The 11,278-nt window shown below is 68.4% G+C and carries 14 protein-coding genes; 8 read left to right on the forward strand and 6 right to left on the reverse strand.

Translation table 11 applies throughout. From position 1 onward, the window contains the following. Positions 1–86: 86 nt before the first annotated feature. Entirely contained in the window at positions 87–1,004 is a 918-nt protein-coding gene (locus ACSC1Q_RS08655; protein WP_436758124.1) for a helix-turn-helix domain-containing protein, read from the reverse strand. A gap of 161 nt (positions 1,005–1,165) precedes the next feature. On the opposite strand from ACSC1Q_RS08655, the gene ACSC1Q_RS08660 reads away from it, so the two are divergent. Then, a complete protein-coding gene (locus tag ACSC1Q_RS08660; protein ID WP_436758125.1) occupies positions 1,166–1,924 on the forward strand; it encodes an SDR family NAD(P)-dependent oxidoreductase in 759 nt (252 codons plus the stop codon). 2 nt (positions 1,925–1,926) lie between these two features. Here ACSC1Q_RS08660 and ACSC1Q_RS08665 read toward each other — a convergent pair whose 3' ends face one another. Beyond that, on the reverse strand, positions 1,927–2,856 hold the full coding sequence (locus ACSC1Q_RS08665) for an AraC family transcriptional regulator (RefSeq protein ID WP_436758126.1): 930 nt from the start codon (positions 2,854–2,856) through the stop codon (positions 1,927–1,929). A gap of 80 nt (positions 2,857–2,936) precedes the next feature. Between ACSC1Q_RS08665 and ACSC1Q_RS08670 the strand changes: the two genes are divergently transcribed. After that, the gene (locus tag ACSC1Q_RS08670; RefSeq protein ID WP_436758127.1) at positions 2,937–3,941 is read left to right on the forward strand and encodes a zinc-dependent alcohol dehydrogenase family protein; all 1,005 of its coding nucleotides are present in this window, start codon (positions 2,937–2,939) and stop codon (positions 3,939–3,941) included. A 12-nt stretch (positions 3,942–3,953) separates the two neighbouring features. Continuing rightward, positions 3,954–4,967, forward strand: coding sequence for a zinc-dependent alcohol dehydrogenase family protein (locus ACSC1Q_RS08675; RefSeq protein ID WP_436758128.1), 1,014 nt, complete (start codon positions 3,954–3,956; stop codon positions 4,965–4,967). Here ACSC1Q_RS08675 and ACSC1Q_RS08680 read toward each other — a convergent pair. Both ACSC1Q_RS08680 and ACSC1Q_RS08685 read right to left on the reverse strand, forming a co-directional pair. Further along, positions 4,957–5,385: an HIT family protein gene (locus ACSC1Q_RS08680; RefSeq protein ID WP_436758129.1), complete on the reverse strand. Its 429-nt coding sequence runs from the start codon at positions 5,383–5,385 to the stop codon at positions 4,957–4,959. The two genes, ACSC1Q_RS08675 and ACSC1Q_RS08680, sit on opposite strands and share 11 nt — an antisense overlap. Next, on the reverse strand, positions 5,382–6,671 hold the full coding sequence (locus ACSC1Q_RS08685; protein WP_436758130.1) for an FAD-binding oxidoreductase: 1,290 nt from the start codon (positions 6,669–6,671) through the stop codon (positions 5,382–5,384). The genes ACSC1Q_RS08680 and ACSC1Q_RS08685 overlap by 4 nt, the downstream gene beginning before the upstream one ends. Before the next feature lie 86 nt (positions 6,672–6,757). Here ACSC1Q_RS08685 and ACSC1Q_RS08690 point away from each other — a divergent pair, with 86 nt between their 5' ends. After that, entirely contained in the window at positions 6,758–7,969 is a 1,212-nt protein-coding gene (locus ACSC1Q_RS08690) for a helix-turn-helix transcriptional regulator (RefSeq protein ID WP_436758131.1), read from the forward strand. A gap of 226 nt (positions 7,970–8,195) precedes the next feature. Here ACSC1Q_RS08690 and ACSC1Q_RS08695 read toward each other — a convergent pair whose 3' ends face one another. Next, positions 8,196–8,480: a hypothetical protein gene (locus ACSC1Q_RS08695; RefSeq protein ID WP_436758132.1), complete on the reverse strand. Its 285-nt coding sequence runs from the start codon at positions 8,478–8,480 to the stop codon at positions 8,196–8,198. A gap of 277 nt (positions 8,481–8,757) precedes the next feature. Between ACSC1Q_RS08695 and ACSC1Q_RS08700 the strand changes: the two genes are divergently transcribed. From ACSC1Q_RS08700 to ACSC1Q_RS08710, 3 genes are all read left to right on the forward strand, one after another. Further along, complete coding sequence (locus tag ACSC1Q_RS08700) at positions 8,758–9,303, forward strand: DUF5753 domain-containing protein (protein ID WP_436758133.1); 546 nt, start codon at positions 8,758–8,760, stop codon at positions 9,301–9,303. Between the two features lie 10 nt (positions 9,304–9,313). Further along, entirely contained in the window at positions 9,314–9,529 is a 216-nt protein-coding gene (locus ACSC1Q_RS08705; RefSeq protein ID WP_436758134.1) for a DUF397 domain-containing protein, read from the forward strand. A 160-nt stretch (positions 9,530–9,689) separates the two neighbouring features. Continuing rightward, a complete protein-coding gene (locus ACSC1Q_RS08710) occupies positions 9,690–9,899 on the forward strand; it encodes a DUF397 domain-containing protein (RefSeq protein ID WP_436758135.1) in 210 nt (69 codons plus the stop codon). 236 nt (positions 9,900–10,135) lie between these two features. Here ACSC1Q_RS08710 and ACSC1Q_RS08715 read toward each other — a convergent pair whose 3' ends face one another. After that, complete coding sequence (locus ACSC1Q_RS08715) at positions 10,136–10,663, reverse strand: YcxB family protein (RefSeq protein WP_436758136.1); 528 nt, start codon at positions 10,661–10,663, stop codon at positions 10,136–10,138. A 235-nt stretch (positions 10,664–10,898) separates the two neighbouring features. Between ACSC1Q_RS08715 and ACSC1Q_RS08720 the strand changes: the two genes are divergently transcribed. Further along, positions 10,899–11,267: a hypothetical protein gene (locus ACSC1Q_RS08720; RefSeq protein WP_436758137.1), complete on the forward strand. Its 369-nt coding sequence runs from the start codon at positions 10,899–10,901 to the stop codon at positions 11,265–11,267. Positions 11,268–11,278 lie beyond the last annotated feature (11 nt).

An 11,278-nucleotide genomic window follows, 5' to 3' on the forward strand; every position in this document is an offset into this window, starting at 1 on the left:
TCACTTGACCTAAGGCGGCTTCCTTCCGAGCCCTATTCGCTATGCGCTGAGAACGAAGACGGCCCCGCGTCCTCGTCGACGGATCGTCATCCGGCCGACGGGGTTGAGGGCGGAGCCTGTCCAACGTGGCCGACCCAGAGGCTGCCGGTGTCCCCGGCACGTGTCGCGTCGACGCCCCAGGATGCCAGGAGGCGTAGCGCCTCCTCCGCCGGACCGGAGGACTCGGCGTAGTAGGTGACCAGGCACTGTTCGGTGTCGCCTGCCGGCCTGTACGAGTCGTAGTGCAGTGTGAGGTCGCCGACCAGGGGGTGGCGCAGGCGCTGGACTCCGCTCTGCTTCTCCTTGACGTCGTGGGTGGCCCACAGTCGGCGGAAGTCCTCGTTCCTCACCGACAGCTCACCGACCAGCGCCGACAGGCCGCGGTCGTCGGGGTGGGTTCCTGCTTCCATGCGAAGCGCGGAGACGGCGTCGATCTGCTTCTGCTCCCAGTCGACGAACAGCTCTCTGTACTCCGGCCGGAGGAAGATCATCCGGGCCCAGTTGCGCTCGGCGGGTGGTAGCCGGGACCAGTCGCCGAACAACGCTGCGGCCATGGGGTTCCAGGCGAGGATCTCGGCCCGGCGGCCCGTGACGTACGCCGGGATGTCGGTGATCGCGTCGAGCAGCCGCAGCAGCCCGGGCCGTGCCCGCTGGGGGCGGGCGACGGACGTGCGCCTGGGCTGCCGGGGTTTCGCCAGGTGCATGAGGTGGGCGTGCTCGGAGTCGGTCAGCCGCAGGGCCCGGGCGATCGACTCGAGTACCTCCGCCGACACGTTGCCGGCCTCGCCCTGCTCAAGGCGGGTGTAGTAGGCCACCGACACGCCGGCCAGCTGGGACAGCTCCTCGCGGCGCAGGCCGGGCACCCGGCGCCGCCGACCGTGGTCCGGCAGGCCGACGTCCTGCGGTTTGAGGCGGGCGCGGCGGGTGCGCAGGAACTCGCCGAGCTCGGCACGCCGCTGATCCATACGCTCCAGTATCCCTCCCGGCCCGCCCTCGAGCCTGCCCCTGCCGGTGGTAGGCAGCCCGGTGGTACGCGCGGGCCGTGCCTGGTTGGGCCGTGTCCGTCCGTCGAGGATCGATGTCGTACCGGCGGACGTCCGCCGTCGTTCGAGGCAGGAGAGGTTCGATGAAGATTGCTGTGGTCACGGGTGGCAGTTCCGGTATCGGCCGGAGCGCGGCGATCCAGCTCGCGAAACGGGGTGCCGGGGTGGTGCTGACGTACAACACCGGCCGGGAGCGGGCCCAGGACGTGGTCGCCGAGATCGAGAAGGAGGGTGGCACGGCCGTCGCGCTACGGCTGGACACCGGCGACACCGCCGCCTTCCCGGCGTTCCGCGACGCCCTGGCCCGCACGCTGCGCGGTACCTGGCAGCGCGACACGTTCGACGGTCTGGTCAACAACGCGGGCTTCGGTGAGATGTCGATGTTCGGGGACACCAGCGAGGAGTCGTTCGACCGGCAGACCGGCGTCCTGTTCAGGGGTCCTTACTTCCTCACCCAGATCCTGCTGCCGCTGATCGCCGACGGCGGGGCCGTGGTCAATCTGACCAGTAACGCGAATCGGGCGAACGTCACCGGGCCCGGCTGGTCGGTGTACGCGTCGCTGAAGGGTGCGGTGACCGTCCTGACCCGCTATCTGGCCAAGGAGCTGAGTCCGCGTGGGATCCGGGTCAACTCGGTGGCGCCCGGCGCGACCCGGACGCGGTTCGCCGACAACGTGCTGGAGAGGCATCCGGAGATCGAGCCCGGTCTCGCGGCCACCTTCGCCCTCGGGCGGATCGGCGAACCTGAGGACGTCGCCGCTGTCATCGCCATCCTCGTCTCCGACGAAGGGCGTTGGATCACCGCCCAGGACATCGAGGTCTCCGGCGGTCAGAACCTCTGACCCTAGGGCCGGGGTCCGCCCGTCTGCGCGCGGCGCCAGGCCCCCGGCGGCAGCGGTTCGAAGCGGCGGAAAGCTCTGCTCAGGGCCGTGTCGCTGTCGTAGCCGACGCTCACCGCGATCTCCGACAGTGAGTGCCGGGTCTCCTTGAGCAGCGCTTTCGCGCGGTAGACCCGCCACGATGTCAGATACGACAGCGGCGGCTCGCCCACCACGTCCCGGAACAGCGCGGCGAAGGCCGAGCGTGACATCGCCGCCTCGCGGGCGAGGTCGGCCACCGTCCACGGCCTCGCGAGGTCGCTGTGCAGGGCGCGCAGAGCCACGGCCAGGGGCGGCACGCGCAGGGCGGCGATCCAGCCGGCGCCGGGGCCGTCGTCGGCGGCGCACCAGGCGCGCAGCACCTGGATGAACAGGACGTCCGCCAAGCGGTCGATGATCGAGCCGGCGCCCATGCCGTCGCCGTCCGATTCGGCCGCCATCAGGTCCAGGGTCGCCCGGACCGCCGCGCTGCGTTCCTCGTCCAGGCGGATGCGCAGGATGGGGGGCAGCAGGGGCATGAGAGGTTCGGCCGCGGCCGCGTCGAAGGAGAAACGTCCGCTCTGGATCGCGGTGACCGGGCCGCTCTCGCCGACCGTCGCCTCACGGCCGGTCGCACGGGCGAAGACCGCCTCGCAGTGCATCGTCGGGCGGCCCAGGCGGTCTTGGAGGGAGAAGCCGATTCCGGGCTGGACGACGATGCAGTCGCCTGCCGACAGTTCCATCGGCGCTTCCACGTCGGAAGAGGTCAGGAGGCAGGTGCCCTCGACCACGATCACCAGACGGGCCAGGGGCGCGGTCTCGAAGGTGACGGCCCACGGGCCCAGGGCTTTGAGCGCGGCGTACCAGGAACCTTCGACGTGCATGCGGCCGAGCAGGTCGTCGAGTGCGTCGCGCATCGTGCTCCCGTGGACGATATGTCAGAAAATACGGACGAAGAACATCATATCGTCCGACAAATGTCCTTAGCGTTGCCGTCATGACTACGACCAAGGCGTACCGCATGAACATCCCAGGTTCCGACTTCCCTTTCCATCTCGTCGAGGAGGCGGTTGCGGCGCCGGGGCGGGGCGAAGTGCTCGTCCGGGTGCGGGCGAGCTCGCTCAACTACCGCGACCCCGCGCTCGCGTCCGGCAACTACCCGTACCCGATGGAGCCGGAACGCGTCGCCCTCGCGGACGGCGCCGGTGAGATCGCCGCCGTCGGCCCGGAGGCCCGCCGCTTCGCCGTCGGTGACCGCGTCGCCAGCACCTTCTTCCCCACCTGGTACGGGGGCGCCTTCCGCCAGGTGCCCGAGATGTACGTGACGACCCGCGACGGCTGGCTGACCGAGTACAAGGTCGTCGACGAGGACGCGCTCGTCGCCGTGCCCGATCATCTCGGCTTCGAGGAGGCGGCGGCGCTGCCGTGCGCCCTCGTGACGGCGTGGAACGCGGTCCGGGGCGCGGGTGTCGGTGACTTCGTGCTGACGCAGGGGACCGGTGGGGTGGCCCTGTTCGCGGTGCAGCTCGCCCGGGCGCTCGGCGCGAAGGTCGTCGCGACGACCTCCGACCCGGCGAAGGTGGCGCTGCTGGAGAAACTCGGGGCGGACGCCGTCATCGACTCCCGGGCGACTCCCGAGTGGGGCGCCGAGGTGCTCGCGGCGACCGGTGGGCACGGCGCCGATCTCGTCGTCGAGCTCGGTGGGCAGTCGACCATCGCACAGTCGATCGCCGCGCTCGCCTATCGGGGCACGATCTCACAGGTCGGGCTGCTCGGCGCGGCCGGCGCAGGGCTGGACCTGGCGGCCTTCTTCGGCAAGCAGGCCGTCCTCCGGTCCATCCCCGTCGGCAGCCGGAGCGACCTGGAGGACGCCCTGCGGGTAGTCGCCGCCCGCGAGATCCACCCGGTCATCGACCGGGTCTTCGACTTCGACGACGCCACTGCGGCCTGGGCGCACTTCTCGGCGCCCGGCCGCGTCGGCAAAGTCGTGATCCGCCATTAGGAGATGGACAGAATGATGATGGTTTACCGACTTGCTCAGCGCGGCAGCGTCGACAACCTGACGCTGCGGGAGGGGGCGCTGCCCCGGCCCCAGAGGGGTGAAGTGGTCGTCCGGGTTCGCGCCGTGTCGCTGAACTACCGCGACCTGGCCCTGGTGCACGGCCGCTACTTTCCCGACGCGCCGGACGATCTGGTGCCGGTGTCGGACGCCGCGGGCGAGATCACCGAGGTCGGCGAGGGGGTGACCCGGTTCGCGACCGGTGACCGGGTGATCAATGTGTTCAACCCGCGCTGGTTCGGTGGCCCGTACCCGGGCACCGAGGACTTCCAGTACGGCACCGCCCAAGACGGCTGGCTGACGCAGTACAAGGTGGTCTCCGAGGAGCACGTGATCGCCATGCCGCCCGGGATGTCGTACGAGCAGGCGTCCACGCTGCCGTGCGCCGCGGTGACGGCGTGGAGTGCGGTGACCGGCCCCCGTCCGGTCACCGCTGCCGACACCGTTCTCACTCAGGGCACCGGCGGGGTGTCCCTGTTCGCCGTCCAACTGGCCAAACGCCTCGGTGCCCGGGTCATCGCCACCACGTCCAGCCCGGCCAAGAGCGAACTGCTCAAGGCCATCGGGGCGGACGAGGTGATCGACTACAACGCCGTCCCGGAATGGGGAATCCGGGCGCGGGAGCTGACCGGCGGGCGCGGCGTCGACCGCGTCATCGAGGTCGGCGGTGCCGTGACCTTCGCCGAGTCGCTGAAGGCGGGCAACGACAACGCCGAAATCGACGTGATCGGGTTCCTCGGCGCCGGCGACTGGGGTGTGGACTTCTGGAGCCTGTACGGCGGCGGCTTCGAAACCCTCCGCAAGATCCGTGTCGGCAGCCGCCAGGACGCCGAGAGCCTGGTCCGTTTCCTGGCAGGGCACCCGATCGAGCCGGTCATCGACCGCGTCTACCCGTTCGAGCAGACCCTCGACGCCTGGCGCCACTTCGACAGCGGCGCGGGCCTGGGCAAGATCGTCATCAGCCTGTAGGTACGGCCATGCCGTGCCCCAGTTCCCGGAGGGCGGCGCGGAGACGGCCGGCGGAGTCGGCGAGCGCCGACTGGTTCGGCTCGTGATCGACGTTCGTGAGGTCCAGGTCCGACATGTCCCAGATCGGCGTCACGTGGACGTGCAGGTGCGGAATCTCGAAGCCGGCGATGGCCAGACCGGCGCGAGGCGCGCCCCACGCGCGTTGTTGTGCCCTGCCGACGGCCTGGGCGACGGCCATGAGGCCGTTCAGCAGTTCCGGTTCGGCCTCGGTCCAGAGGTCGATCTCCTGGCGCGGAACGACGAGCACGTGCCCGGGCCGCAGCGGGGCGATCGTGAGGAAGGCGACGACGTCGTCCTCCCTCCAGATGACGTACGCCGGCAGCTCACCTTTGATGATCTGGGAGAAGACACTGCTCATGAGGTTCGGCCGATGGTGTGCGCCCCGCCGAACATGCCCGCGGGGTCGACGCGCTGCTTGACGGCGAGTAGCCGGGCACGATCGGCCTCGGTCCACAGGGCGGCGACGCGCTCCGGGCCGGCCGGACCGATCATGTTGAACAGGTCAGACGCGCTGCGCCACGGGCCCACGGCGGCCACGATTTCGGCGATCAGGGCCGGCACGACCCGAGCGGCGTCGCCGGCCATGAGACCGACGGCGGAGAGGGCGTAGGCGGCGTCGCGGCCCGTCACCGCGTTGGGCACCACGGGCGGGCGCGCCATCGCGCCACCCTGCAGCCGCACCTCGACGAGCGGAATCGGCACGTCTTGACCCGGGCCCACCAGATCGAGCAGGGCATCGGCCGCTTCAGCAGGGAAACCCGCCAGGCCGGCGCCGCCGTCCCAGAACGGGATCGGCTCGGGCGGGTCCTGGTGGATGGAGTCGACCGCCGTGTACGGCATCTCCTGCACGGTGTCGAGGAGCGGCCCGGCCACCGACCGCATCCCGGCGAGCACCTTCTCTCCGGCCTCGACTCCGTCGAGATGGGCGTAACGCAGTTGCACGACGAGCTGACCGCGCAACACCTCGGGCAGCTCCGGCAGCGGCGGCAGGCGCAGTACGGCCACCGAGGTGGTCGACACCCGGTCGGGCAGGTCGGCCGACCATTCGCCGAAAGCCTGCAGGACGTCGCGGGCGGCCTCGCCCGGGTAGTAGACCGAACCGCCGTACAGGGTCGCCACCGGCATCAGCCCGATCTCGATCTCGGTGACGACGCCGAAGTTGCCCTTGCCGCCGCGCACCGCCCAGAACAGCTCGGGGTCGGAGTCAGCGTCGACCTCACGGACCTGGCCGGTGCCGTCGACGAGCCGCACCCGCCGCACGTGGTCGGCGGCGAATCCGTACGCACGCGACAGCGGCCCGCTCCCGCCGCCGAGCGTGTAGCCGACCGCGCCGACGCGTGCGGAGGAGCCGTTGACCGGGGCCAGTCCATAGGGCGCGGCCGCCTCGATGACCTGCGCCCACCTCACGCCGGCGGCGAGCGTGGCGGTACGCGCGGTGGGATCTATCGTCACCTCGCGCATCCGTTCGGTGGTGATCAGCACACCGTCCTCGATCGGAGCGTTCAGGCCGTGCCCGGTCGCCATCACGCTGACGCGCCGCCCCTGCCGACGCGCCTGCTGGACTGCGGCGGCGACATCCTCGACACCGCCGGCGGATACGCGAGTTGCCGGATTTACGGGAAATGCCAGGTTGTACGGATTCATGACTCCACGATCGCCAATCGCCGGCCGAGTCGGTATCCCAGCGATCTGGGGTACAGCACGGATCCGAGCCGAGCCACACTGGAGCCATGGCCACCACACATGCCGACCGGATCCGGGCACACCTCGTGCAGCTGGCCACCGCCGGGCTGGACGTCCGCGCCTTCACCGACGCCGCCCTCGCGCTTCTCGTCCGAGCCGTCCCGTTCGATTCGGCCTGCATGGCCACGGCCGACCCGGCCACCAACATTCTCACCGGCACCACCAAATGGGGTGAGCTGGGCGACGCCTCCGACGAGGAGTGGGCCCGCTTCGAGTACCTGGTCCCCGACGTCTACGACTTCCGCGACGTGGCTCAGCGGCCCGGCCAGGTCACCTCACTGCGGGTGGAGACCGGCGACCACGCGGAGCGGTCGGCCCGCTTCCGGCGCTACCTGCGACCGGCATGGGGCTTCCGAGACGAGTTGCGCGCGGCCCTGCGGGCCGACGACGGCAACGTCTGGGGATACCTGGCTCTCTACCGCCACGACGATTCCGCCTTCACGTTGGCCGACCAGCAGTTCGTCAGCGTGGTCGCCCCGCTGCTGGCGGTCGGCCTGCGCGCCGGGCTGTTGGCCACCGCGGTCACCGAGGGCGCGCTCGACGCCCCGGTGGTTCTGATCGTCGACGGCGACGGCCAGATCGTCCAGGCCGGACCTGGCGCGGAGGAACTGGCCGCAGACCTGGGCGCCGGACCACTGCACGGCTCACTGCTCCCGGTCGCGCTGCGCGCGCTGACCCAGGCGGCTCGATCCGGGAGGCCCGCCGTACCCCGTACGCGTCTGCGCACCCTGTCCGGTCAGTGGCTCGTCGCCCATGCCGCGCCGCTCCGCTCCCGCGATGGCTCCACCAGCGACATCGTGGTCACGATCGAGGAGGCCCGTCCGCCCGAGATCGTCCCGCTGGTCATCGCCGCGTTCGGCCTCACCCGGCGCGAACAGGACGTCGTCCGGCTGGTTCTGCAGGGCCTGGACACCGGCCAGATCGCCGCGACCCTCCATCTGTCCGCCCACACCGTCCAGGACCATCTCAAGATCATTTTCGACAAGACCGGCGTGCGCAGCCGCCGCGAACTCACCGCCAAGGTGTTCTACGACCAGTACGCCCCGAGGATGAACGGACGCCTGGCCCCGAACGGCTGGTTCGCGGAGGCGTCCCGACCGGCCGGCACTCCAGCGGTGAGCGCCGCAGAACCGGGCTCGCCGACAGCACCAGCGGAGACGCGAGGAGGACTTAAGGCGGTTCGACATGCGGGTCGTTGATGAACCGGCCTGTCTTCAGCCTGGTCTTCTTCATGTTTTCGATCTTCGTCGTCTCTCGCGGGAGGAATATGGGAGATCATACGGTTGGGTCCAGAAGGATCTTTGAGAGTTCGCGGGATGTCTTTCCCAATCTGGCTTTCTCTTGATTCGTTCGTTTCCCGCTTCCGCGACCGGTGTATTGCTGATCAGGTCATGATGGCCTGCGCTGGATGAGTGGTCCCGCTTCTCATGACCACATCCCTGATTTGGGATCCCAGTTCGGTGTGACGGCCTCACCGGTGAGGAGGGGATCCGCGAAGGCTGTGACCAGCGCTATGACGTGGGTGAACAGGTCGGGGTAGCCGCTTGCTGCGATTCCCTGTCGACGCAGCCAGGCCGTGTAGGACGATTGGCGACGTTCCCCGATATCGGTGATCGAGGATGTGAGTGTCCGCAGTGGAATGCCACGGTGCCGGGCGGTCGAGGTCAAGGCTTCGGTGAGCTCGCCGCCGTCGAGGGTGCGGAGGGTCACAAGGCGGTAGAGGTCAGCGTAGTCGCGGTCGCGGGGGCGTCCGCGCGACGGTAGACCCTTCGTGAGAGTTCTTCGATGTCGCCGCTCGTGGTCAGGGTGGTCAGACCGCGTGATGAGATAGCTGTCTGTCTGGCCTGTGTCGCCGTGAATGTGGGAGGGAACGCGGCCAAACGCCCTTCGAGGCGTGAGTGCGCAGGAGTGCCCATGTATTAAATGCTACCCCTCTCCTCGTTAGGGGGACTGATTTAATGCATTGCCCGTGTCGTTGCTCCTACGAATGCAACAAACCGCAGGAGGCCGCGCACATGGCTCCGCAACTGTCCTCGTCCCCGGCCTGCTCCAGACCCCCGCTTATGCAGAGGCCGTGTTCAGGGCCGGGCGCGTACTTGACGACGGAGGCGTGCAGCGACACGTCGAAGGACGCATAGCGCGCCAGAAGATCCTTTGGCGAGACAACCCGCCTATTCTGTGGTCGGTCATCGACGAAGCCGCACTGAGGAAGCTCGTCGGCGGTCCCGAGGTGATGCGCGAGCAGCTGTGCCATCTCGTCGAAGTAGCGCGCCGTCCTGCCGTCAACATCCAGGTGTTCCCCGATCGTGCAGGCGCGCACGCCGCTATGGTTGCGCCGTTCACGATCTTCAGTTTTGCCACGGAACAGTATCCGGCTCTCGTATACATGGAGACGCCCACGAACCCTGTGTACCAAGACGACCAAGAGGAGATCGAGCATTACGACGTCATTTACAGGCAGGTAGTGGCCGAAGCGCTGCCAGTTGAGGAGTCTGTGAGATATATCGCCGAACTGGCCGATCGAATCGAGTAGGGCGAGGATCATGAAATCAACCCACAAAAACCCTGCCGTTGAGGGGGAGTTCGTCAAGAGCACCCTCAGCGACAACTCCGGCAACTGCGTTGAGGTTGCCTTCACGCGAGGTGGCGGCCGTGCGGTCCGCGACAGCAAGGACCCGTCTGGGCCGATGCTCAGGTTCACGTCCGGCGAGTGGAGTGCCTTCGTCGAGGGCGTTCGGGGCGGCGAGTTCGACCAGTAGCCAGCCACAGCAACGCGTCGGCCCCGCTCTCCCTTCCGGGGGGAGGGCGGGGCCTTTGCGTGAAACGAAGCCCTTCGAGCCTAACCACCAACAGTTAAGACGCGCGCGATACTTGTTGGAGCTGGTGAAAGAACTCAACAATTGAAGAAGTGGGGAGATCATGGACCTTACGCAGTCCACAGAACTCACCTGGCGCAAGTCCAGTCTCAGCACAGCGGATTCGTCCAACTGTGTCGAGGTGGCAGACCTGCCCGCCGGCGGCCGGGCCGTCCGCGACAGCAAGGACCCGTCCGGGCCGATGCTCAGGTTCACATCCGGCGAGTGGAGTGCCTTCGTCGAGGGCGTTCGGGGCGGCGAGTTCGACCAGTAGCACAGCGAAGACAAAACGGGCCCCGAGACAACAGCCTCAGGGCCCGTTTTGGACCTTACGCGCTCCCCAGAATATATGTCGGATCGCTGTGTGAAAGAGGCGCGCCGCATGACGCTCTGGAAGACCTCCATGGCATCCGCGACCGGGTACGGCTCCGCAAGCCCCAGCGAGTCACGCTGCCTGACGCGGACCAGACCGTCGAAGCCACCGACGGCGAGGAGCCGCAAGCCAGTCCTTCAGGGCTGAGAAGCTGACGTAACCCCTGCGTTCTGCCGCGCGGTGAAGAAGCCGTCGAGTTCGGCCTGCTGCTCGCTGTCGAAGGCGCGTCTGGGGAGGAAGCCCGTGCACTGCTTGTTCACGAAGAACAACCAGAACTCGGGGGTGGTCTCAACTCGTCCGAACAGGGACCACCGCATCGTGGTGGTGGATTGGTCGGTTCGACACTCGTACCCGTCGCTGGTCATCCGGAGGGTGGTTGGCACGCAGAGGTGTGTGAGCTGTCGCTTGGCGGTCCGGCCGATCGACCAGGTCAGAAAGAGCGGGAACACGACCGCTCCGACGAGCAAGCCGATCCCCAGGCCGACGGCATCGACCAGGACGCAGACGAGGCCCGACACGATCAGAACCGACGGCAGCGCCAGATAGGCGACTTTGAGTTGTCGTTTGAAACCCTGTTTGAGCGCTCGCGCCACTTCGTCGGGAGTGGGTTCGTATCTGACCGTGAAATCCACCAAGCCGCCTTCGTCTGAGGTGGTGCCCATCATTCAGGGCTCCGCACACCCTTGCAATGTCGCTCCTGTGAGGATGGCTTGCGAGAGTCGCGAGAAGGCGGGACAAGGCGATCGCCGGGCTCGCCCCGGCTGTACGGGGCCGCCCCGGCATATCATGCCGGTCGGTTTCACACTGATCATGAATATGCGCCGAGAATGGAGGGGCCGCCGATCGTATGGCCACGAGAATCCTCGCCCCGGAGGGTGGGGGAAGCCCAGGAGAGGTGCCATGGACCCGACCGTACTCGCCGCGATCATCTCCGCCCTGATCGGTGGTGCCGCCGGTGAGGCGGGAAAGAACGCGTGGGCCTCGCTGGCCACGCTCGCCCGCCACCGCTTCGGCCGCGACTCCACCGAGGTGGCCGCCCTGGAACAGGCCACCTCGGACTCTCCGCAGGAGGTCGCCGGAATCCTGGTCGATCGCGCCCGGTCCGATCCCGAGTTCGGGGAGTCGCTGGCCTCCTGGACGTCCGAGACCGACAGGATCATCCGGCAGAGCAGCGACGTGTCCAACACCATAGGCGGCGACGCCCGGATCCACGGGAACGTCGTCCAGACCGGCACCGTGTTCGGCTCGATCAATTTCGGCCCTCGTTGACCGGGGGCCCG

This window comes from Streptosporangium heterodermiicola, assembly GCF_051390675.1.
In the GTDB taxonomy this organism is placed as follows: Bacteria; Actinomycetota; Actinomycetes; order Streptosporangiales; family Streptosporangiaceae; genus Streptosporangium.

Bases quoted from the DNA above. Each gene is read 5' to 3' on its own strand.
- ACSC1Q_RS08655 (WP_436758124.1), bottom strand. From the start codon at position 1,004: ATGGATCAGCGGCGTGCCGAGCTCGGCGAGTTCCTGCGCACCCGCCGC.
- ACSC1Q_RS08660 (WP_436758125.1), top strand. From the start codon at position 1,166: ATGAAGATTGCTGTGGTCACGGGTGGCAGTTCCGGTATCGGCCGGAGC.
- ACSC1Q_RS08665 (WP_436758126.1), bottom strand. From the start codon at position 2,856: ATGCGCGACGCACTCGACGACCTGCTCGGCCGCATGCACGTCGAAGGT.
- ACSC1Q_RS08670 (WP_436758127.1), top strand. From the start codon at position 2,937: ATGACTACGACCAAGGCGTACCGCATGAACATCCCAGGTTCCGACTTC.
- ACSC1Q_RS08675 (WP_436758128.1), top strand. From the start codon at position 3,954: ATGATGATGGTTTACCGACTTGCTCAGCGCGGCAGCGTCGACAACCTG.
- ACSC1Q_RS08680 (WP_436758129.1), bottom strand. From the start codon at position 5,385: ATGAGCAGTGTCTTCTCCCAGATCATCAAAGGTGAGCTGCCGGCGTAC.
- ACSC1Q_RS08685 (WP_436758130.1), bottom strand. From the start codon at position 6,671: ATGAATCCGTACAACCTGGCATTTCCCGTAAATCCGGCAACTCGCGTA.
- ACSC1Q_RS08690 (WP_436758131.1), top strand. From the start codon at position 6,758: ATGGCCACCACACATGCCGACCGGATCCGGGCACACCTCGTGCAGCTG.
- ACSC1Q_RS08700 (WP_436758133.1), top strand. From the start codon at position 8,758: ATGCAACAAACCGCAGGAGGCCGCGCACATGGCTCCGCAACTGTCCTC.
- ACSC1Q_RS08705 (WP_436758134.1), top strand. From the start codon at position 9,314: ATGAAATCAACCCACAAAAACCCTGCCGTTGAGGGGGAGTTCGTCAAG.
- ACSC1Q_RS08710 (WP_436758135.1), top strand. From the start codon at position 9,690: ATGGACCTTACGCAGTCCACAGAACTCACCTGGCGCAAGTCCAGTCTC.
- ACSC1Q_RS08715 (WP_436758136.1), bottom strand. From the start codon at position 10,663: ATGATGGGCACCACCTCAGACGAAGGCGGCTTGGTGGATTTCACGGTC.
- ACSC1Q_RS08720 (WP_436758137.1), top strand. From the start codon at position 10,899: ATGGACCCGACCGTACTCGCCGCGATCATCTCCGCCCTGATCGGTGGT.